Raw genomic sequence first — 22,286 nt, 5'->3', positions numbered from 1 at the left:
CCCAAGTTCATTGATTACCATTTTGCGATTGGAGATTTTTGGAATTCATTAAAATATAAAAGAGATGATTCCATTAGTAATTTTGTTAGTGACCTTTGTTTTGGCACTTGTAAGTATTAAAATTATAACCCAGCAATACCATTTCAAGCTAGCAGCGAGTATAGCGATGTCCGTAATGTTAGTATTCACTGGAACCGCCCATTTTGTATATACCAAAGGAATGGCTTTAATGGTTCCAAAGGTAATTCCTCTAAAAACCACTGTGGTGTATTTGACAGGTGTACTCGAAATAGTGTTGGCCGTTACCCTGGTAATACCAAAAACAAGAATGTTTGCTGGATGTATACTTATTATCTTTCTGATAGTGCTGTTACCAGCGAATATTGTAGCAGCAGCAAATAGCGTTGATTACCGATTGGGAACCTCTTCAGGACCAGGATGGTCTTATTTGTGGTTTCGCATTCCCCTTCAGCTATTTTTTATACTTTGGGCTTATGGCAGCACGCAAATGTACCGCTAGAAAAATTAATAGCTAAAGTGCGGCTGTCATGAGAATAAAGTCATTGAATGTACGTTAGATAGGTACTTTAAAAATTGTAAAAACGAAACTTATGAAATCAAATTTTAAAAAGAAACTCAAAAAGTTGTTAGGGTATATATCCTTGCTTTTTGTGGCATTGTTTATTTTTCGACTCGCCTATGGTTATACTAAGAAGTTAGAAGATACGTCTCCTTACTTGACTAACATCAATAGTTTTACCATGACAAATAGAAATTTTGCTTCTAAAAAATACGAGGTAAAAGCTTCAACGAATCAAGGAGTGATGAAAGTAGATCAGAAGTATGAAAAAATAGCACAAATTAGTACGAAGTCGACTGATTTTGAAAAAGAAGAGCAACAGTCTCGTGCTAAAATTCAAGAGTTGGAGGCACTTATTCAGTTTGAACAAAAAAGTGGTAATAAAGGATATCGCAGTCTGAGTCTGGTTATTGGGGTACCTCCTGAAAATTTTGATGCCTTGTATGCTGAGTTGATAAAGATTGGTAAGGTTGACGAAAAACAAATAACAAAAAAGGACAAAACCAATGAATACAAAGAGTTAAATGCAAAAAAGCATTCACTCGAGAAAATCAGAACCTCTTTGATCGAATTGAAATCGAAAGGAGGTAAGATTGAGGAATACATGGGACTGGAAAATAGAATTTTGGATATTGAACAACAATTACAGGATTTAGGAGTGAGTCTCGGTGATTTTGATGATGAAAATGAATTCTGTACTGTGCAGTTTTCGCTTCAAGAAGGAAAAGAAGTGACAATCAGTTTTTTTCAGCGTGTAAAAGTAGCTTTGGATTGGACCATTAAAGCTTTTCTAAAATTGATGTTCAGTGCGGTATTGATGGTGATTTTTTCATACTTGGTTTTGCTACTTATAGAAAAGTTGAAAGTACTAGAAAAATTAGTTGGTAAAGGTTCCTAACACTTAAGAAAACAGCCAGAGTGCTGTTTTTTTTTTTTTGTCTTCTTTTTTAAGAATCAGGCACCTTCAGGTGCTGCCTGTAAAAGTAGTATCTTGCAGTATAACTTAGATACAACATTATGAAAATAGTAATTATAGGAGGTAACGGAACGATAGGTTCGTATGTTTCAGAGTATTTCAAAACTACGGATGAGGTCATTGTTGCAGGTAGGAACTCTGGAGACATACAGGTCGATATTGCTGACACAGCTTCCTTGGAGAAATTGTTTCAATCAGTTTCAAACATCGACGCAGTTATTTGTATTGCTGGTGAAGCACGATGGGCCGACTTTTCTGAGCTTTCGGAAGAAGACTACTACATTGGAATAAAAAGTAAATTGATGGGACAAGTTAATTTGACCCGACTTGCTGCCGCTAGTTTAAACCCAGGAGGTGTTATTACCTTGTCGACGGGTATTTTAGCAGACGATCCTGTATTGAAAACGGCAAGTGCTGCCATGGTGAATGGAGGAATTCACAGTTTTGCGAGGGCCACAGCCTTGGAATTAAAACGAGGAATACGTTTGAATGTCGTGTCATTAGGTATGGTAGCAGCAGCTTATGACAAGTATAAAGGCTACTTTCCGGGGCACAATCCGGTACCGATGAACAAAGCGGTGAATGCCTATGTACGCAGTGTTAAGGGACGAGGAAATGGCGAAATCATTCGAGTTTATGAGCAATAGTGACGTTTTCGGAGCCTATGTAAAGCAGTATGTTGATTTTGAGCAGGCAGAACTTGATGTATTGTGGTCAAAATCAGTACAACGAACCTATTTAAAAAACCAATATTTGGTGCAACAAGGTGACCTGTGTAATAGCGTTAGTTTTATCATTTCGGGTTGTACGAGAACTTTTTATGCAGATGGTGATGGGCAGGAGCACATTGTTTCCTTTGCTATTGAAAATTGGTGGACTGCTGATTTAGGGAGTTTTATTACGCAAAGCCCTGCTGATTATAACGTACAGTGTATAGAGGCAACTCGTGTAGTTCAGTTTAGTTGTGCTAATTTGGAGGAGTTGTACCAAGAGGTGCCTAAAATGGAACGTCTGTTTCGAATGATTGTAGAACGTGCCTATGTCGCTTCGCAAAAGCGACTTATCCAAAATTACAGCCTGGAAGCTAAAGAACGCTATGTTAATTTTGTAAACCAGTACCCTGAAATTACAAGGCGAGTACCACAGTATATGATTGCTTCTTACTTGGGAATTACCAAAGAATTTTTGAGCAAAATAAAAAGTCAATTGGCTCAAAGCACCTAAAAGGTTAATCTAGATTAATAAACTTTTATAAAGCAGGTTATTTTTTGTGACGCAAAGCTTGAAGACCTTTGTAACTATAATTTAACAACAAATATAATAGTATCATGAAAAATTTTTTGAAAGTAATTGCAGTTTGTATGATGGCCTTGGGTATTTTTTCATTTTCAACGCTTTATACAGGAAGTAAAACGGTTAAGGTTAGCGAAAGTACGATTACTTGGAAAGGCTATAAAATTGGAGGCGAGCACAGTGGAAGCATAAAATTGACTTCAGGTATGTTGGACTTTAAACGAGGAAAATTAACCGGAGGTACGTTTAAAATCAACATGACGAGTATTGCGGTAACGGATTTAAAAGGAAGCTATAAAGAAAAGTTAGAAGGACATTTAAAGTCGGATGATTTTTTTGGAGTTTCGAAGTATCCTGAGGCGACGTTGGTGTTTACTGAGGTGCAGTCGATAAAAAAAGAGACGTACCACGTTCTTGCGAAGTTGACACTTAAAGGAATCACTAAGGAACTGAAATTTGATATGAAAGTAGACGCAACCAGTGCGGAAACTAGTTTGAAAATCGATAGAACAAAGTTCGGAGTTCGATACGGTTCAGCGAGCTTTTTTAATAACCTTAAAGACAAAGCAATTCGCGATGAGTTTGATTTAACAGTACGACTCGTTTTTTAAGAACTGCCTAAGCTTAAAAAAATCCGCTATAGTACCATATAGCGGATTTTTTTAATGAGCCATTCTTTTATACTGTTTACAGCAGTTGTTTTATCCAATCGCATTCACAACTTTTGTAGTGTTTTTATCGTCTGAATGTAACTTTTTGTAGGCAAGTGGCGTTGTTTGTTCTATAGTTTTAAAGGCGCGATAGAAGGCGCTTTTTGATTTAAAGCCCACTTCTTTTGAAATAGCTTCAATGGTATAGGTTTTAAACTGTGCTGACAGCAATAATTTTTTCGATTCCTTGACCCTGTATTCGTTAACATAGGTATTAAAATTGATACCGTACACGCTGTTGATGGCTTTGGAAATTTTTTTCTGACTCAATTTCATTTCTTTAGAAATATCATAGATCGTCAAACTCATGTTTTTGTAGATTTTTGAGGTCTCTAAAAATGTTTCAATACATTGAATTAACTCGTGAGCCTCGTGCTGCTGTGCATCCGTACATTCTTTTTTAAGCCCAACAGTTTTAGTAACAGCACTCGTTTTTTTAGGGCCTGTACTGAGCTCATACCAGATAAGATTGGTAGTCAAGAACAAAGTCAGTAAAGAAAGGAGCATTTTACAATGGTAATAAGGGAGTACTAATGAGAGTATTTTGATGGTGATAAACAACACCAAGAACGTCACAAATACTTTTTGAAGCTGATAAAGTGATGCATCTTTTCTCTTAATGCCAATTTGAAAAAGAAGAAAGATGATGAGTGTGCTGAAAAGTAAATTGAAATAAAACACAAACGAAATATAGCCCTTAAACAAAAGGGAAGTAGTTAAGGTCTGTATGTCTAATCCGTTTGCAAAATACAGCCCAAGCAAATACGTGAATTCAAGGATACTTGGAATCAATACTAAATGACTCCATTTATTAACAGTGCCCTTTTTAATTTTTACGATGTACAAATACAATAAAGGGAAAGATAGGTAATTGAAAAAGTGGGTAAAAATAAAATAGTTATGATCAATCAAATTGGGTACAAACTCAACAAAAACACCTTCAATAGTCTTTACCGTAAGTGAAATTAGGAAAAATGCTAAATACAAATTTCGCTTGCTTTTGGTAAGAAATATGTAAGCGTAATGAAAGTTTTGTATACACTGAACTATGTACACAATCTTGATGATTTTTAGGATATAAAATAGGTTCCACATTTCTTTTTGTTTTTCTTATGTTTAGATAGGAAGTCTTATTATATACTCAAAACTTACACGTTTATTGCCAATCAATTTTTTGAATTAGATGGTGTTTTTGATAGGATGTATTGTTTGGATCCATATAATGAGTGAGTTAGATGGGTTCGAGGTTGGGTGAAAATTGAATGTACTCTGGGAAGTATTATTTGGAGAAAATTGGTGGAATTCTCTTTCCTTTTTTATTTTTGCCAAAATAACAGTTCATGCTAAAGGTTATTCATATCATAACACTTGCTCAGGGAATCTTCCTCCTTTTTGTGTTGTTGAAATCACGAAAAAAATTTCGAAAAGTAAATTTTTGGCTACTCGTAGCCAGCGTTTTTTCGATTATTTTGTACTCTTTTGGCGATGATGACCACAATTTATTTCGTATACATACAGATTGGTTCTTTTTTCATGAAACCTTGCTAATAACCCTTTTCGTGTTATTTGTCAAATACTTTGAGGCAGCGACAGAAGTATTTAAAAAGAGAGATTGGTTGTTTTTTATTCCTTATGGTTTAAATTGTTTACTCCATTTTACAAAACCCTATTTAGAAGGGACGGCCTTAACTGTGGTGAAGGGCTTGCATGATGTTGTTGAGTTGTCGTTTGTAGCAATGTTATTTTATACTATTTTCTTCATCATTGAAAAGCACAAAGAAAAATGGTTGCTTTTTTTTGTAATTCCCCTTACTGTAATTTTTATTATTGATGAGTTGAGTTATTTTATCACCGGAACCAATGAGTGTCCTTTTGACCTCGATAAATTTGGAAATATTTTGGTGTCCATGTGCCTGTTTTATTTTGTGTTGTACAAGCTGATTACAGCACCCAAATCCATACTTCCCAACCCAGATAAAAAAGCCTACAAATCGTCTAGTTTGGATACAGAAAGCGCTTTGCGTTTAAAGGTGGCTATTGAACACTTGATTGAAGAGGAACACTGGTTCAAAAATCAAAAACTAACGGTTCAAATGGTGGCCAAAGAGTTAGGGGTACAACGACAACAAGTATCAGAAGTTCTCAATATGTACATGAAAATTGGCTTCCAAGATTATCTTAATACCTGTCGTGTGAATGAATTTATGAAGGTCCTCAATGAAGAACGTTATCAAAATTACACACTTCTTGCTATCGCTTTTGAGGTAGGTTTTAGTTCAAAATCTTCTTTTAATACCACCTTTAAAAAAATGAAAGGAATGACTCCTAGCCAGTACAGAAAGTCAGTAGTGTAATGCTGAGGTCTTTGTTTTTTGTTGAGTAAAAAACCATCTTTTTTTACTAGGATACTTAGTGCAAATAGTACAAAATAGGTAGAATAGTAGCGCTAAATAGTACTGAATTCGTATTTCAGGTCTCGTTACTTTAAAAAGTGTGATTTGAGTTAAGTGTTTATTTATTAGTGTTTTGATTTTCTTTTTTTATTTGATTTAGTTCAGGATTCGTTTCCTGAACCTCTAAATTTTCGTCTTTTCCGAATCCGCAATTACTTTTGTCGTCGCACAAAATAAAAACCCTTCTAGATATGCGAAAACAATATGATTGCATAAAAACATATCTAAATTATTTTAATGTGCCCTTTGGAATATTTTTCATGCTGCTCATGGTAAGCTCAGGAAAAAATCAGGAGTCAGTTTCTGAAACGGAGATGGTAAATCTTCGAAAGGAGGAACAAACTCCAAAACAATTTAGTTTTCGAAATAAGCGACAGTCAGAGCATCAAAATAATGTAAGGTTGTTTTGGGATCCTGTTTTGTCAGATGCAGATTTTTTTCAAGAGTGTGATAACTAAGAATTTTCTTTGAGTTGGTGAAAAGGGAATAAGTAAAGCAGGTTAAAGTAAAAGCTTAGATATGCCGATGGCAGAGTGGGATGTATATCCTTGATTTTTGAATGTTCGGGTACAGAATTCTGTACCCGAGTTCAAGAGTTAAAATTAGAAGTTTAAAATTAAAAGTTGAGAGGATATACTTTTATCGCAGACAGTACTAAAAGCACGGAATTCGTGTTTCTCCTCAAAATTGTGAATACATCGGTATCGCGTGTGTTTAATTTCCGTGAAATAACGTACTGTTTGCGTTTTAATCCTTTCGTGATAACACCTAGTAAATGAGAAAACTAAAAATTAGTAAATATTATTACCAGCTAACATTTACCTTGTTAATGGCACTCTTTATGTCCCTGTTTATGTCGTTTTATATGAGCATACTCATGAATAATTTGGAATTACCTAACTGGGACACGTGGCTGGAAACATGGCTAAAAGCTTTTTTAGTTGCCTATCCTTTTGCCTTGATCATGTCGACACTCGTTCGATTGTTAACCAATAAAATATTTGAAGTACCCACGTCCTAACTTCAAACGCTATTCGTTTAAGTTGAGGTGGGTGTGTACCATTAATCCTTTGAAATTATAAAATTATGAAAAACGTTCTCGTAGTTATTGGACTGTTATTGATATCCCTTCAAGGGGCGTGGTCCCAACAAAAGCACCGACATGGAAAAGGAGCTGGGCAACATGAACATCACGAAGAGCACGGCACGGAGCATGCTATTGCAACCAAACAAATGCGTGAAGCAGCAAGGGAGTTTATAAAAAGTTTAAGTCCTGAACAAATGAAAGAGTTGGTGTATGATTTTGAGGATGATAGTAAAAGAACCTATTGGACCAATGCACCTACCCATAGCCAAGCCAGAAATGGATTACCAATTGGGAGGTTGAGTATTGCACAACGAGTGTTGTTTCATCAATTGTTAATTGCATCGACTAGCTCTCAAGGCTATTACAAAATTTGGGCGGCTATTCAAGGAGATGATGAACTAAAGCTCGAAGGTGAAAATAGAGAGTTGACCAGTGAAAAATTTTATGGAAAAAATCAGAGCCTAGGAGCCATTGGGTATTATGTGTCGTTTTATGGGAATCCACTCAAAGACACCCGTTGGGGTTATATGTTAACTGGGCATCATTTGGCGGCTAATTTCACCGTTATTGATGGTAGCACCACTTTTGTGCCTATGTTTTACGGTTCCGATCCAAAGTATATCAGCCATGGGAAGCACGCTGGGTATACCTTTTTGCCCAAGGAGCGAAACAGAGCTTTGACCTTATTAAAAAATTTGGATAAAGAGCAACTCAAACGAGTGGTAATTCAGGAAGAGTATCCGTCAAATAAGTTTGGGCCAATCGATTTTCAAGGACCAGGAAAAAAAGATACCCCTATAGAAAATAGAGGAATTAGAGCAGACGAATTGAATGGAAAACAACAAAAATTACTTTGGGTACTCATAGAGGAGTACGTTCGAAATGCCGATTTTGAAACTGCCGAATCATGGTTGGAGAAAATTGAAAAGGACGGAATGAACACCCTGTATTTTATGTGGATGGGACCTACCGACGGCAGCGAAAAAATTTTCTTTAGAGTCAATGGACCTTCCATTTTGATTGATTTCGCAGATCAGCGAACGGGATTTGATTGGAATACGCATCCGCATACCATCGTAAGAGATCCTTCAAATGATTATGGCGAAGATTGGATGCAGCGCCATATAGAGGAATACCACAAAAGAAATTAAAGGAAATCAGTTAAAAAATTGGAGTAGGTTTTAGGGTGCTTAGAATGAATAGTATTGAGTTGGTAATTGTAATTCCTTGTGATGATTTGGGCAAACGTTTGAAGAGTGAACAGATCAAGAGGTTTTTAAGAAAACAAAAAAATGTTGCACTAGTTGTAGTAGGCTACGGCAAAGCTAGTGGATTTGGGTTGGTAGAAGAATTACGAAGGTGCTTCGAACAACGCATTTATATTTTTCAAGATAAAAAACTGGGCGATAGCGGCGCAGCCGTGCGAATGGGGGTATTGCAAGCTGAGGTATTATTTTCGGTAGAAAAAATTGCATTGCTGGAACCGGAATTATCCATATCACTTGACGAAACGTTGCGCTTGAGCACCTGTATTTCATCGAAAGTTCACGTTGTGTTAGGAGCCCGTGTACCTAAAATCGATAGTAGCTATCCGGAAAAAGAACCTCATAGTGTACTTCAAGCAATTCGAGCTTATTGGCTATGCCGGAAAACAGGGCTGCGTTTTTTTGACCCTTCCAGTCCTTGCATTATCATTAGGCTTCCTTTGGTGAAACAATTATTTCAACATCCTTGGTACCGACCTTCGGTATATCGTATGGAACTATTATTCCGTTTATCAGAGCTCTACGGAAGTGATTCACTCAAGTATTTAGTAAGAGAAATTCCGGTTAAAAGCTGGCAATCACCTTGCAAACCAAAGTTCCCGTTATCATCAATGATCAAAGAGCAATTCAATGTACGACGCTTAAGTGGGTATTATAAGAAAGTAAATGGATAAAAATTCAAAAGAGGCAGAACTGTTATTTCTGAAAAACGCACTGATAGCCATGGTGTTATTGCGTTTTGTTACCTATTATGTAATAGGACTGTTTGATACGTCACTTGAAGTTAGTTTAATCAACACTTTTGAAGGATGCAAAGAATCAGGAACGGCAGATCATTTATTGTGCTGGATGTATCGAGGTATTCGAAATTACATTCCCTTTAACTTTGTTGCCTTTCAATTGCCCTACTTTTGTGTAATAGGACTCTTACTAATCCAGTATAAAATTGTATTTAAGCTCGATAAACGAGCCTTTTTTTTGAGTGCCATCGTATTTCTAGCCATCCCAGATTTTTTAATTCAATCAGCGATAGCGAATACGAATAGTATATGGACTTGTTTACTTCCATTTTTTCTCCAGTTCTTCCAGCAATTTGTTCGAACGGGAAAGAAAATGATTCCAACTTTAGTAACTGCATTGCTTTTAGGCTTTTTTTTGGATGGTGTATTAGTGTGCTTGTTCGTATTACCTCCGATGTTCGTTTGGTTTGCAGTTCAGCGAGAAGAACTAAAATTTCAAGGAGGCCGAGGGAGTACTTTACTTAGACTTTCCGGAGGGTTAGTGTTGCTAATCTGGTGTTTACCTTGGTGTAAAGATGGAACTGTTTTTTTTAATCCGTTTTGGTGGGAAACCCATTTTATAAGTAATCGAGAAGAATCGTGGAGTGTATGGAGTGTACTCGTGTTGTTCGTCTGTATTAAATTATTCAAAGCTTTGGGAATTGGGCTTATGGAGTGGGTACGGGTTTCCGAAAAGCGCGAAAAAGTCATACAGTTGCAGTTGTTTTTTGTATTGTGGATACTCGGACTTTCTTTCGTACTTCGCAAGCCTGCGGATAATTACCTGCTGTTGTTTCCAGTAATTTATCAGTTATTTTCTCTTCAGTATTTCAGGCCTTTGAACTTGAATCGGTTGATAGTATATCTATTGGGTTTCTTTAGTTGTTCCTTGTTGGTAGTATACGGTTGCATAAGGGTGCTCTAGAATAAAAACGAATCATAGGTTTAACGGAAGCGACGTTTGAGCTAAAAAATAAGAGGAGTTAATTAGCATTCGTACAGATTGCCAAAATCAGGATTGTAATTAGGTGTGTATTTCGTGATTCAGAACTTGTAAGTAGTTGTTTTTTAGCGGTTTTTTGGGTGTTGTAGCTACATTTGTACTCGTATATTTTGATTAAATGTGAAAAAATAAAAAGCGAATGTAGTTCTTAAAAGTACAGGTTTATCACATTACGTGATGAGTTGTTTTTTGTTTATCATCTGGGTAGTGATTGAGATGTAAGCTACCCAGATTTTTTTTGAGTTATCGAGATATAGAATCAAGAAACGAGCCAAGCCTCTTTCAGTAGTAAACCCGTAAAACCACAATAATTAAATAGTTATTTTATGAAGAAAAAAAATAGAATAGTAATCACCCTTGCTTTGGCATTAGGTATGACAGGATCCCTACGAGCACAACATGTTATTCAAACGGTTAGGGCTATCGATATCAAAGCGGATACCGATGTGCAAGGAGGTCATGAAGGAATACGATTTTTCACCAGAAATCAACAGCTTCTGGGACTGTTTCATAATGGAGGCCGATTTTATACGAACCTAGCGTTAAATCAATCATTGGATGTCGGAGGTAATGCTGTTTTTTCAGGAGGTACTCAGTTTAGAGGAGTAATGGAAGCTGATGCCAAAGCCTACTTCAATAACCGCGTGGGGATTGGTACTTCGAATCCTGTAACCGGATTGCACTTACAAAACAAGGATTTCAGAATTGACAATGGTAGTATTCAAAGTTGGGGGGCACTTGTGTTCCGTCCAGATGTAGATAATTCAGGAGACGATGTCGTTTCGTTCAGAACGAGTACTAACAGAGAAATGGCTAAACTAGATGATGGAGATTTATTTCTACGATCGTTCAATGCCACTACAGGGGGAATTATTAGCTCGAATGGGCCTTTAAAATTACGACCAGGAAACGATGGAACTGGCGACGATGTTGTTTCGTTCAGAACGGGAAGTAATGAAGAAATGGCACGTTTGCAGAACGGAGTGCTAACACTTGATCAAGTACGATTAAACGTAAGTACTTTTCCAGATTATGTGTTTGATACTAACTATGCACTAATGCCCTTAGAAGACCTCGAAAAGTTTATCGAAAAAAACAAACACCTTCCTAACATGCCTTCAGAGCAAGAAGTTATTACTTCCGGGATGAGTGTTGGAGAAATCAATCTTAAACTCGTAGAAAAGGTAGAAGAGTTAACCTTGTATTTGATTCAGTTAAAAAAGGAAATCGCTGAGTTGAAGCGAGAAAAATCCCACTAAATTTTAGGTACTATCAATTAATAGTAGCCGAGCGCATACTTATAAATATCGGTACATGCGGGTTCATTAAAACAATGAGCCAAGGGTTTGTATGCTCGTATTTTAACGATGGATGAGTTGGTTTTGTTGCTCGGAACTAGGGATTTATAAGTTCGAAAATAACCCAAATTTATATACGATTATGAAAACAATTAAAATAGGTTTAGTAGCGCTTGCTGGGCTGTGGTCCATGTCAACCCAAGCACAGCGAATCATAGAAGATAATCGAGCGATTCAAATTAAAGCCGATATCGATAATAGTAACGGACTTCACGGGACGTATGAAGGAATACAGTTTTATACCGCAGGGAGTAAATTGTTTCAATTAAGCCCAAACTACGTAACGGCTTATGAACCATTCGTATCAAATGAAACAGCCATCCTAAAAAAAGATGCCACCATAAAGGGAGCTCTAAATGTAGAAGGAAATGCGGAGTTTTCGACCAGAATAGGTCTTGGTACCTCTAATCCTGCTGTAGGATTTCACGTAATTAGCAAAGATATACGTGTGGATGGTGGGCAATTTCAAAGTAATGGAATGGTAATATTACACCCTGATGTTGACAATACAGGGAATGATATCGTCTCTTTCCGAAACAGTACTAATCAAGAAATGGCAAGAATACATGATGGAGTTTTAACTTTAAAAGGAGGTAATACCATTCAGTCGACAGGCGCATTGACCCTACGTCCAGATATTAGCAATTCAGGAGATGATTACATTTCTTTTAAAGACGGTTCAAATCAAGAAATGGCGCGTTTACAAGACGGTCGGTTAACGCTTGATCAAGTGCGATTAAACGTAAGTACTTTTCCGGATTACGTGTTTTCAAAAGAATACAAACGTATGCCGTTACTGAAAGTGGCGGAATTTGTCAAAAAATACAAGCACTTACCCAACATGCCATCGGAAAAAGAGGTGGTAGCCAACGGAATGGACGTCGGACAAATTAATATAAAATTGGTCGAGAAGGTAGAAGAGTTAACCTTGTATACCATTGAGCAAGAGCAAAAAATCGAATCGTTGAGTAAACGATTAGCGGCTTTGGAAAAAATGTTGAATACTAAAAATTAAGTATGAAAAAGGTGAACATAGCGTTGCTGTTTTTTGTCCTTTTATGGGGGCTGTCTGTAAAGGCACAGCAACAAACACAGTTGTTTAGGTTTGTGCATTTATCGCAAAGTTCAAATCTAAAAATGGCCTTAATGCACAAGTTGTCATCACATGAGGTCGAATTAAAGGAACTCCAATCAGAAGAGTTTTCAGAGACAACCGGGTATCTTCAAGCGTGTATTTTAAAAAGAATCGGTACTGAAAAGGGACGTGTTTTGATAGCTTCGGCTAAGGCCCCAGAGTATTTTTTACAGTATGACGCCTCATCAAATAGCCTAAAGTTTTTAAAAATAGCACCAGGTGCAGACCTCGAACCCTATACTTGGGAGTTGATTCTTAATAAGGAGTCGGACACTAAGTATGTCGCTTTGCAGTCTGCAGTTGGAAGTCGTTTGGCAGTTAAAGTGTTGCCATCAAACGAATTGGAGCTGTCAAGCAGAGCCGTAGATACTGCGCTAGACCAACGGTTTTCTTTTCAATTGGAAAAAATGAGTAATGTTTTTTAATACACAGTAAATGAATTTAAAAATATACCTACAAAAATTGATAATGTGTTGCTGTATTTTGTTTGCGGCAAGAAGCACATTTAGTCAGTCGAGACCTCCTGTTTTAATTTTAAAAGGAGACAATCAGTACACGACGCATTTTGATACGCAAAATAAACTAACGAGTCAATTGCTAAATGCTGGGCTTAACGGACAAGCGACCGTCGAATTTTGGGTGATGAAAGCCCATACTAAATCGGGAATGACACTTGGAGGGAATGGAACCTGGAAACTGTCGACCTTAACCAAAGGAGCTCAAGCTTTTTCATTGGAGGGGATTGATGGTCAGTTGGTGATTACTACGGGTGCAGCTAATGAGGTGATTTCCTTGGCTGGAGCTGATGGTTTTTGGAACAATCATTGGCGTCATATAGCCTTTACAATCAATAAAGAAGCACAGAGTTTGCGCGTATATGTTGACGGTGTTCAACAAGCGAATTTAGCTTACCCAACAACTGATTTTACCCCTGAGCAATTATATATGATGGTGACGGAAGACGATCAGTTGAGTATTGCTGAGTATCGCGCATGGAATAGAGTCCGTAACGCCGATCAAATTTTAGAAGGTATGGGACGTACCTTTGCCAATGACAATGCACAAAATTTGGAACGACTCGGTAACAACGGACTGGTAGTCGTATACGGAAATGATAATTTTTCAACAGAGAAAGTATCTAATCTACCGTTGATGCAGACGAAATGGAACAATATGATCAGTAGTTCCTTAGGAGGCGATCATCCTACCGAAGGTCGTGTGACAAGTAGTCTGTTTAACATGCATGAAGAGGAGTTTGTGTTGGCAGAATTAACGTCGAATGCAGATCATCCAATTTACAACTTAACCGATGTCATGCTCTATGCTTCTGATGGTGAAGGACGCAATGCTTCAGGAGCGATAGTTAAACTTCGTTGGCCTCATTTGGCGAACGCTACCAATTATGTAATCTCTCGAAGGAATTTAGCAGATCCCTCATCGTTATTTACAGATATCGCTACGATGCAACCGACATCGAACAATCCTATTTCATCCTATTTAACCTATGAAGATGCAGGAGTGTTACCAAATGAGTTGTACGAATATCAGGTGATTGCTGATGGTGTGGTTGGAAGCAAACCAGGAGTAGATAACGGTTTTGTATTTGCGAACGGTGTAGCCCATGGAGAAGTGAAAACAGCGACTGAAATTGCAACGCAAGATGCTTTATTGGAAGCAGAAACTGCTACAGGAAGTATTCCGGGAGCCGCATTGGAGTTTTTACCATCAAGCAGTCCTGTTAAAATCAATGATGTTAGCTTATTCGAGATAGCAGAAGGTTTTGGAACTATTGAATTCTGGTACAGAACCCCTGTAGCAGGATCGGGAACAAATACGATTTTTAAGTTAAGTGATGGAGAAATTAGAATTAGTGAATCAACTATTCAGGTAGTTTCACGTAATCCGCAAAATCAAGAAAGTACCTTAACGTATTTGCAAACTGCGAAACCGACTGATACGGAATGGCATCATTACGCTGTGACCTTCAGTCCAACAGGAGGAGCCTTATTTGTAGATGGAGGTGTAAAGCAACCGACCAATAAAGAAAATCCGGTGGTAGCCAATGCTACAACGCAGTTACCTTTTGTTGTTGGTTTGGGGAAATCTTCTTCTTTTTCGTTTAATGCAAGGGCAGAGAGCAACTATCAACTCGATGAGGTGCGTATTTGGAGTACTAAACGAAATGCAACAGAAATTTATAAAAATTGGAAGTACTTTTTAGGAGCTACTACAGCGAGTGATTTAATGGCGTATTATCGTTTTGATATGCGTGATGCGCATAACATCTACAATCAGTCAGCCATGTCATTAGGGCGATTTAGAGGAGTTTCATTGAGTTCCTTAAAAACAGTAGCGCAACCGTATAGAAAGGTTCAAGAGGAAGGGCAAACTACCAACGTTCCATTGACGTATGCGGTTTATACGGATCATGAAGGTAGGTATCGTTTTACCAGTTTAAATTCGGGGCGTCAAAGTCAGGGAACCCCTGTGAATTATTTAGCGTATCGAATTAGACCTTCTAAGCCGAATAATGAGTTTTCGCCAGAAGCAGAGATTACGAACATAGAAAGAAGTTTAAACCCTGAAGAACCAGGAGCTATCAGTTTTACCAATATATCAGCTTATGATATATCAGGGAAAGTAGTGTACTTAACAACGCTACCGGGCCAGGCTGAAAAAGTAGAATTCCCTACGATACAAAGTACAGGAATTAAATTAGATGGTACCGAAGTAACAAGTACAGAACCTGGTGCATTGGTCAGAACGAATAACCAAGGAGTTTTCCGTATATCTGGAGCGCCTGGAGGACATAGAATTGAGGTAGGACAACCACAATTTGAGGATGCTAGTATCGATGTAGATCGTGTGAGCTTAGATTTCAAAGGTAACGGATACGCGGTAACCAAATCGAGTGTTGAGGAAGTTGTTGGTCAGGGATTTACCTTGTCTGGATTTGTGAAGCCTGACGTGGAAACTGAAGCAACCGCATCGGGAGAGAGTACTGCCATTCCGGAGGTTCAAGCCATTTTACAATGGGGGGAACTTAGTTTAGAGTTACGTGAAAATTCTAATTTAGTCTTGGTTTCTTCAGGAGTAGACCTCTTATCTAAGCGTTTGATGAATTCTGGAGCGTACGTCTTTTTTGCGATTACCAGAGATGTAGAGAATAACGTAATCGGATTGCGTGTCGAAGACGACAATCAAACCGCTCCTTATAGCGAACAAGCCATAAGTGATAAACTGTATTTAGGTGGAGTTAAAGTAGCCGATGGAACAGTTACAGGAAGTAGCTTTGCTAATTTAGATTGGGTAGAGTACCGCAACGCGTATTATACGCCAAACGAATTGTATAATGTGAAACGAGGTTCCATTGTTGCCAAAGATAAAGCAGCACTAAAACTGTCTTACAGTTTTGAACACTTGAAAGGAATGCGTGCTATGAACTTGGCAGAAGTCGATTCGTCAAGAGAAAATAACTACTTTGAGCTCTTAGGCGATGCCTATTTTAACAATCAATCAAGTTCTAATTATATTCGTCAGTTTGCATTTGATTATAAGGCTTTTGAAACCGGAGATGCAGCGGCATTAGTAAACCCAGCAAAGAACTCGGAGTACTTGTTTAATTTAATAGAACCAACCGGGAATATTAATTTTGAAAATACTACGAGACGATCATTTGTTGGAAATATTGTAATTCCGTGTAACTATAATGTAGGGAATTGGACAGGGAAAATTGTACGTACTGATGTTCAATTTCCAAAGTATGAACGCACTATTGTTGCGGCAAATTTTAATGCGGAAAGAAATGTATTTACCGTAAATGATTTATTACCTGGTCAATATAGAGTAGAGTTAACTAGAGAAGGTTCAACAGATTCCGTACAATCGTCAATTATTGATTTGCGTAACGGAAACAAGAGCTACGATTTTGAATACAGAAATTCACTGGAAGCTTCGTTAGAACTCTATGCAGTAACCAAAGATCAGTTGGAGTCTTTTGAATCTATGAGTGAATTAGAAGCTCATAAAATCAATCCTACTTGTGGCTCAGATCAATCTATTTACAAGCTAGAAGCAGGTCAGAGTATCTTGGCATCTGTTTCAGTATTTGAAACCTATGATGGAGGTCGCTGTCCAGTAGAAGGAGCAACTATTAATTTGAACGGAGAAATGATCATTGCTCCAACAGAAGGTAGTACTGATAAGTTTGGTAAACAATCCTTTTTAACCTTCGCTGGAAATCCCAACTTTATCGGGGATTACCTGCGTAATGTAGCCATTGCGGTTAGTCATAACAATCGTAATATTTCCGTATCGAAATCAGCGTATATTACAGGAGCGCAACGAGGAAATCAAGACTTTACTTTAACCGATCCTACAGTTGGGTTTGTTTTGTATGATCCGCCAGGAGATGCTAGTTCTTCGACATTATCGAGAGGAGCGACCTATTCTTTCAGCAAATCAGTGGGAGGAGGATTAGATTTTTCAACAGCAACCTCTATTACAGCAGGTTCTGATATTGAAACGCAAATGGTTTCTTTGGCTATTGCGGCACCTTTAGGAGTCGGAGTAGGACAAGGTATTATTTATACTGTAGTGGAGCAAGAGTCGAGTTTTTCAGGGAATATCGATGCTAATTTTACCTACCGTCATTCTGAACAAAATGGCTATAGCGTTTCGTTAGATAAGTCTATTAGCACCTCTTCAGGTGAAGATATCGTAGGAGCGGATGCGGATGTATTTATCGGAAATTCGTTAGTACTGACCTTTGGAACGGGTAAAACCCTAATAGTGAACGATGACTGTCAGCCTGTTGTTGATTACGATAAAAAGGTAATGACTGCAGACCAGCCTACACCGTTCGTATATACACGTCAGGATATTGAAGATCGTATTATTAGAAATTTACAAGCTTTATTGATAACTAAATTTGATGCGTTGAATCCACCGACAGCGGAGGAGCTTGCCAATAGAAGTTCGTTGGATTATCAGACAACCATCGATGGATTTAATATCGATACCAATGCACCAGGATTGGATAAAGAGGTGTTGAATTACGTGTATCAAATTCAGCGATGGAAAGAAATTGTTCAGCGTAAAACTAGAGCGGAGCAACTGACATATATGAACGAGCAAACTAATTCATTTGATAGTACCACTTCTTCTTTGAGTACAGTTGGTTCTGATTTAGGGAATTCGGTAACTAAACTTGATACTCAAGTATCTTTTAGTGGTGGTAATTCGACGACCTATACTTTGACCAGAAATGTTGAGACCGGTAGTCAAAACTCAGGAGGTTCTACTTTTGGAGGAGGAACGACCTTGGGGACTAGATTTAGCATTGCAGGAGTAGCATTGAGCGTTAGTACGGATATCAAAACCTTAGGCGTGGTTGAAGCGAGTAGTGGTTCAACAAATAGCAATGCCAGAGTAGATACCTTTACCTTATCAGACGGTGATGTTGGTGATCAATTTAGCGTTCGTATCGCACGTGATAAAATGTATGATACACCTATTTTCTATACTGTTGCCGGACAAAGTGGATGTCCGTTTGAATCGGGAACAGCACCGAGAGAAGGGGTAGAAATTACTGTTGATAATGCGGTGAAGCACGGTACCGGTGATGGATCAATATTGTACAATTTGACCTTGAGAAATACACAGGTAGCCAATGATGCAACACGTAAAGTTTATATAGTAGGTATGAATGGTGCTTCGAATAGTAAAGGAGCCCAGGTATTCTTAAACGAATCTCCAATTTTTGAGCCTACAACTGCGTCAACTATTAATTTTGGTTTGGATGGAAATTCACCTACGGGTGTTCAACGAGAAGTACAGGCGCAATTGCGTATCACCAGAGGTATGGATGCTCCAGAAGATATCTCCTATGAAAATATAGGAATTCGTATTTACTCTGCCTGTGAACAAGCGGGTGATGGATACCGTAGTTATCGAGTAGATGAATACAATGAAGTTGGAGTAGTACCTTTCCAAGAAATTTTCGTAACAGCTCACTTTACTGGAGCTTGTGTAAGTGAAATTGAAGCTGATTTACCAGCAAACGATTGGGTGGTGAATAACAATAGTAAAGACCAATTAGCTTTTAGATTCCGAATACCAGAAGTGGCGAATAACTTGGTTGATGATGATTTCTCAGTAGCCTTGGAGTATGCCCTGCCAGGAAACAATGAAGCTTATGAGTTGAAAAAGCTAACACTTGCAGAGTTAAAGGAAAACATGGACTCAGCAACTGGTTTTATTAACTATACTGCCGATGTTTCAGGCCTGTCTGACGGAGAATACCGTTTCAGAATTGCACCTGTTTGTGCCGATGGAGGAGCTAATTTACCGGCGAGCAGAAAGAACCCAACGCCTTTTGTTACCGGAAGAATTGCCCGTTTAGCACCGACAATTATCGGTACCAACCCTGTAAATGGTGGCGTGTTGACAGAAGGTGAAATCACCTTAGAGTTTAACAGAGCAATCAATCCATTAACCGCAGTTAATAGTAGTTTCTCCTTACGTGGAATTTTAGGAGGAGTACCAAGAGATTTAATCTCTGCCGAATTCGATAATGTAAATGATGAGGTGACGGTACCACATCAGGAAGCGTTTAATTTAGATGCTGGAGAGCCATTTACCATTGAAATGTGGGTGAACCCAAGTTCGTTACCTACTGGTTCGACAGTGGTTCCTATCATTGAGAAAGGAACAAATTTCAATGTCGGATTGAATGCACAAGGTAACATTGTGTTGAACAATACAGTAGTGAGCCCACAATCTTTACAACCGTTTAACTGGACGCATGTAGCGGTAACCTACGATGGTAACCAAACTGCAACTATTTATTACAACGGAGTATCGGTTGGGTCAGGAAGTATCACAGCATTAACAACCAATACGGATCCGATAGAAATCGCTAAAAATGAAGGCGGAAACTCGTATGTAGGAAAATTAGATGAAGTACGAATATGGACTATCCAAAGAAGGCCTACTGACATCGTTGCTAAAATGGACGAGCAGTTAATTGGGAATGAACTGAATTTGGTAGCTTATTTTGTATTTGATGATAATGCCTTGGAAGGAGCCAATGGTGCTCCGGATGAAGCTATTAGAGATTATACTGGTAACGCCATCGGAACTACGCATTCAGGATTGAGTTTTGTTACTGGAAGCGCCCATGCAGCGCCGTTAGATATAACTAAAATGGCCAAGAATTTACAGTTCACAGTAACCACTTCTCATAACGATACTCAAGTCCATCTTACTCCGGTATTCGATGCTTCGTTTGTCGAAGGGGCTCAGCTCACGGCAATGGTGCTCAATAGGCGTTTGGAAGACCCATCAGGAAACAAAACCTTAGGGAAAGCCTGGTCGTTTGTAGTCAATAAAAATACCATCCGTTGGAGTCAAAACAATGTTCGCGTGACTCAAGTTCAAGGTACAAGTACGCAAATAACAACGGTAGACCTTGATAATTCACAAGGAGGAACACCGGTGAAATATCGCTTTAAACAGTTGCCTTCATGGTTGTCTGTTCATAAAAATGGAACGGTAATCGAGGAAAATAGTTTCCAAGATTTAGCAACTGGTTTTGTGGAGCGAGATTTAGATTTCGTAGTGGCTCCGTATTTGAATCCTGGTATTCATGAAACAGATGTGTATATTGAAGTGATTCAACGAGTGAATAACCAAGATGTGCCAATAGGAGTAGAAGCGTTCCATATAGAAGTAGAGGTAACCTGTGAGGCTCCTGATTTTGCAGGAAACTTTAATTCTAACGATTACTTTGGAAGCATGAGTATTAGCGGAAACTTGTTTATCAATGGAGAAAAGTCATTGGATACAGGTGATGTTGTTGCTGCCTACCTAAATGGTGAATTCCGTGGTCAAACAACAGTGAGTACCGGTGGATTCGTAAACTTAAGTGTTTTTGGAAATAACGGAGAGTCAGGTGCCTTGGCCTTTAGGGTATGGGATGCTTCGACATGTACCGAATACCAAGGAATTGAGGAAACCTATAGTTATAATTTCCGCGCTCGCATCGGATCAGCAAGTGCTCCTGTCAGCATGACGGTAGGAAGTAAAATTTCTAAGCGTATAGTGCTGGCCGCTGGATTCCAAGAGTTGAGTTTTAATTTACGTGACAACAGTACGTCAATGAATTTATCACTACAATCGATCAAAGGATTGACTGCTGGAGATGAGATTTATGACCTCGAAACCACTAGTTTATTGGCAACAGTTGCAGCAAATGGAAGCTTTATTCTTAGCAATGGGGCTACGAATCAGTTAGACACGCGTAAAGCGTATTTAGTAAGAACAAGAGCGTCGAAGTTAATTAGCATTGAAGGAATTCACGTTCCTATAGATACCGATATCCCTGTACTAGCGAATGCAGATACTGCAATTCCGTATTTCCCAACGGATTTACAGACCTTGCCAATAGCGCTCCGTTCTCTGAATTCAACGACCGTTAGTATTGGTGACCGTATTGAACGTCGCGGTTTACAAGCAGAGTATACCGCCGATGGTTGGAAAGGAAGTTTGACTCATATGACACCGAACTTGGGATATATTTACCGAGCGTCAAGAGCAGGAGTGTTAAACTACAGTGGTATTGCCAATACTCCGGCACCAGTTGCTAGAGGAGCTAATGCAGCAATTGCTGAAGAAGACTACCTTGAAAGAGCAGCCAAGTTAAATTGGAGAGTCGATCGCAATGCGTATCCGAACTTTATGTATATGGTTGCGACCTTAGATTCTGAAGAACTCGATGTAGCACAAGAACACCTGATTGCCGCTTATGTAGATGGTAACATCAGTGGAATTGCGAAACCGATGTTGATCGATGGTGCTTATCACTACTTTGTCGGAATTGGAGGATTTGCTAAAGGAGCGATTAGTTTTAAATTATACGATGGAGAGCATATTGTAAGCTTAGACAATACACTAGAATTTGAGCGTTCGGCGCATGTAGGAACGGTTGAAAATCCTTTTGTACTGAAACATACCCTCAAATCAGAAGACTTGGTTGACGGAATGGATGCAGTGTATAGTTTAGGTCAAAATGAACCGAATCCAATGACAGATGCAACTAAAATTACCTTCCAAGTAGCAAAAGACGAATACGTAGAGTTAGCCTTATTCAATGTAATGGGACAGCAAGTACATTCTTTTGTAAAAGGCTGGGTAAAAGGGAAGGAATTACATACTATTAACTTTAAGAAAGAAGAAAGTGATAGACCACTGGCTTCTGGTGTATATTTCTACCGATTATCAACAAGTACCAAGACGATGACTAAGAAATTGGTTATCCGATAGGTGTTTTGTGTGTATTTGATGAAGAAAGGAGGCAGTATTGCCTCCTTTTTTCGTTTGTTGATATGTCTGTAAATGGAAAAAGGAGCTCTTACGAACTCCTTTTCTATATTACGAAATAGAAGATTACCCCCTTCATGATAATCTATTCCAGCAGTTTAGACGAGATTCTTATCGACTCTTACAAAATAAAATGTTAAAAAAAATAAAAAGAAACTAGGGCTTATTGGAAATGGCAAGTCAAAAGTCTCAAAGTCAGATTTTGAAACCTGAAGAGAGGTGTTGTTAAGTGGTTTGTTAATAGTGTTTTAGGTGTTTTTTACCGG

Annotated in this window: 15 protein-coding genes; 14 read left to right on the top strand and 1 reads right to left on the bottom strand. The window is 38.4% G+C overall.

The window, feature by feature from the left end; translation table 11 throughout:
• Positions 1 to 64 precede the first annotated feature (64 nt).
• The 5 genes from ACKTS5_RS13480 to ACKTS5_RS13460 all read left to right on the top strand — a co-directional run bounded on the left by ACKTS5_RS13480 (position 65) and on the right by ACKTS5_RS13460 (position 3,460).
• Positions 65 to 520: a DoxX family protein gene (locus ACKTS5_RS13480; protein ID WP_408044403.1), complete on the top strand. Its 456-nt coding sequence runs from the start codon at positions 65 to 67 to the stop codon at positions 518 to 520.
• Between the two features lie 91 nt (positions 521 to 611).
• Entirely contained in the window at positions 612 to 1,478 is an 867-nt protein-coding gene (locus ACKTS5_RS13475; RefSeq protein ID WP_408044402.1) for a DUF4349 domain-containing protein, read from the top strand.
• Positions 1,479 to 1,597: 119 nt separating this feature from the next.
• Complete coding sequence (locus tag ACKTS5_RS13470) at positions 1,598 to 2,203, top strand: short chain dehydrogenase (RefSeq protein WP_408044401.1); 606 nt, start codon at positions 1,598 to 1,600, stop codon at positions 2,201 to 2,203.
• Complete coding sequence (locus tag ACKTS5_RS13465) at positions 2,172 to 2,780, top strand: Crp/Fnr family transcriptional regulator (protein ID WP_408044400.1); 609 nt, start codon at positions 2,172 to 2,174, stop codon at positions 2,778 to 2,780. Before ACKTS5_RS13470 ends, ACKTS5_RS13465 begins: the two co-directional genes overlap by 32 nt.
• Positions 2,781 to 2,884: 104 nt before the next feature.
• On the top strand, positions 2,885 to 3,460 hold the full coding sequence (locus ACKTS5_RS13460; RefSeq protein ID WP_408044399.1) for a YceI family protein: 576 nt from the start codon (positions 2,885 to 2,887) through the stop codon (positions 3,458 to 3,460).
• Positions 3,461 to 3,550: 90 nt separating this feature from the next.
• Here the strand turns inward: ACKTS5_RS13460 and ACKTS5_RS13455 are convergent, their stop codons facing one another.
• A complete protein-coding gene (locus tag ACKTS5_RS13455) occupies positions 3,551 to 4,546 on the bottom strand; it encodes a helix-turn-helix domain-containing protein (RefSeq protein WP_408044398.1) in 996 nt (331 codons plus the stop codon).
• A 353-nt stretch (positions 4,547 to 4,899) separates the two neighbouring features.
• Here ACKTS5_RS13455 and ACKTS5_RS13450 point away from each other — a divergent pair, with 353 nt between their 5' ends.
• The 9 genes from ACKTS5_RS13450 to ACKTS5_RS13410 all read left to right on the top strand — a co-directional run bounded on the left by ACKTS5_RS13450 (position 4,900) and on the right by ACKTS5_RS13410 (position 21,963).
• Positions 4,900 to 5,913: a helix-turn-helix domain-containing protein gene (locus ACKTS5_RS13450; protein WP_408044397.1), complete on the top strand. Its 1,014-nt coding sequence runs from the start codon at positions 4,900 to 4,902 to the stop codon at positions 5,911 to 5,913.
• 874 nt (positions 5,914 to 6,787) lie between these two features.
• On the top strand, positions 6,788 to 7,033 hold the full coding sequence (locus ACKTS5_RS13445) for a DUF2798 domain-containing protein (protein WP_408044396.1): 246 nt from the start codon (positions 6,788 to 6,790) through the stop codon (positions 7,031 to 7,033).
• 65 nt (positions 7,034 to 7,098) lie between these two features.
• The gene (locus tag ACKTS5_RS13440; RefSeq protein ID WP_408044395.1) at positions 7,099 to 8,250 is read left to right on the top strand and encodes a DUF3500 domain-containing protein; all 1,152 of its coding nucleotides are present in this window, start codon (positions 7,099 to 7,101) and stop codon (positions 8,248 to 8,250) included.
• A 44-nt stretch (positions 8,251 to 8,294) separates the two neighbouring features.
• Positions 8,295 to 9,038 (top strand): hypothetical protein, encoded by a 744-nt coding sequence (locus ACKTS5_RS13435; protein WP_408044394.1) that lies wholly within the window; start codon positions 8,295 to 8,297, stop codon positions 9,036 to 9,038.
• Positions 9,031 to 10,068: a hypothetical protein gene (locus tag ACKTS5_RS13430; RefSeq protein WP_408044393.1), complete on the top strand. Its 1,038-nt coding sequence runs from the start codon at positions 9,031 to 9,033 to the stop codon at positions 10,066 to 10,068. Before ACKTS5_RS13435 ends, ACKTS5_RS13430 begins: the two co-directional genes overlap by 8 nt.
• Before the next feature lie 404 nt (positions 10,069 to 10,472).
• Positions 10,473 to 11,405, top strand: a complete 933-nt coding sequence (locus ACKTS5_RS13425) for a hypothetical protein (protein WP_408044392.1) — start codon at positions 10,473 to 10,475, stop codon at positions 11,403 to 11,405.
• 181 nt (positions 11,406 to 11,586) lie between these two features.
• Complete coding sequence (locus ACKTS5_RS13420) at positions 11,587 to 12,519, top strand: hypothetical protein (RefSeq protein ID WP_408044391.1); 933 nt, start codon at positions 11,587 to 11,589, stop codon at positions 12,517 to 12,519.
• Positions 12,520 to 12,521: 2 nt separating this feature from the next.
• The gene (locus ACKTS5_RS13415) at positions 12,522 to 13,064 is read left to right on the top strand and encodes a hypothetical protein (protein ID WP_408044390.1); all 543 of its coding nucleotides are present in this window, start codon (positions 12,522 to 12,524) and stop codon (positions 13,062 to 13,064) included.
• Between the two features lie 10 nt (positions 13,065 to 13,074).
• Positions 13,075 to 21,963: a LamG-like jellyroll fold domain-containing protein gene (locus ACKTS5_RS13410; RefSeq protein ID WP_408044389.1), complete on the top strand. Its 8,889-nt coding sequence runs from the start codon at positions 13,075 to 13,077 to the stop codon at positions 21,961 to 21,963.
• The last annotated feature ends 323 nt before the right edge of the window (positions 21,964 to 22,286 follow it).

The sequence above is a fragment of the Tenacibaculum litopenaei genome (assembly GCF_964514025.1).
Taxonomy (GTDB): domain Bacteria; phylum Bacteroidota; class Bacteroidia; order Flavobacteriales; family Flavobacteriaceae; genus Polaribacter; species Polaribacter litopenaei.
This window is presented reverse-complemented; position numbering and strand designations above follow the sequence as displayed.

Excerpts from the sequence above, each read along its gene's own strand:
- ACKTS5_RS13480 (WP_408044403.1), top strand. The coding sequence starts at position 65 with ATGATTCCATTAGTAATTTTGTTAGTGACCTTTGTTTTGGCACTTGTA.
- ACKTS5_RS13475 (WP_408044402.1), top strand. The coding sequence starts at position 612 with ATGAAATCAAATTTTAAAAAGAAACTCAAAAAGTTGTTAGGGTATATA.
- ACKTS5_RS13470 (WP_408044401.1), top strand. The coding sequence starts at position 1,598 with ATGAAAATAGTAATTATAGGAGGTAACGGAACGATAGGTTCGTATGTT.
- ACKTS5_RS13465 (WP_408044400.1), top strand. The coding sequence starts at position 2,172 with ATGGCGAAATCATTCGAGTTTATGAGCAATAGTGACGTTTTCGGAGCC.
- ACKTS5_RS13460 (WP_408044399.1), top strand. The coding sequence starts at position 2,885 with ATGAAAAATTTTTTGAAAGTAATTGCAGTTTGTATGATGGCCTTGGGT.
- ACKTS5_RS13450 (WP_408044397.1), top strand. The coding sequence starts at position 4,900 with ATGCTAAAGGTTATTCATATCATAACACTTGCTCAGGGAATCTTCCTC.
- ACKTS5_RS13445 (WP_408044396.1), top strand. The coding sequence starts at position 6,788 with ATGAGAAAACTAAAAATTAGTAAATATTATTACCAGCTAACATTTACC.
- ACKTS5_RS13440 (WP_408044395.1), top strand. The coding sequence starts at position 7,099 with ATGAAAAACGTTCTCGTAGTTATTGGACTGTTATTGATATCCCTTCAA.
- ACKTS5_RS13435 (WP_408044394.1), top strand. The coding sequence starts at position 8,295 with ATGAATAGTATTGAGTTGGTAATTGTAATTCCTTGTGATGATTTGGGC.
- ACKTS5_RS13430 (WP_408044393.1), top strand. The coding sequence starts at position 9,031 with ATGGATAAAAATTCAAAAGAGGCAGAACTGTTATTTCTGAAAAACGCA.
- ACKTS5_RS13425 (WP_408044392.1), top strand. The coding sequence starts at position 10,473 with ATGAAGAAAAAAAATAGAATAGTAATCACCCTTGCTTTGGCATTAGGT.
- ACKTS5_RS13420 (WP_408044391.1), top strand. The coding sequence starts at position 11,587 with ATGAAAACAATTAAAATAGGTTTAGTAGCGCTTGCTGGGCTGTGGTCC.
- ACKTS5_RS13415 (WP_408044390.1), top strand. The coding sequence starts at position 12,522 with ATGAAAAAGGTGAACATAGCGTTGCTGTTTTTTGTCCTTTTATGGGGG.
- ACKTS5_RS13410 (WP_408044389.1), top strand. The coding sequence starts at position 13,075 with ATGAATTTAAAAATATACCTACAAAAATTGATAATGTGTTGCTGTATT.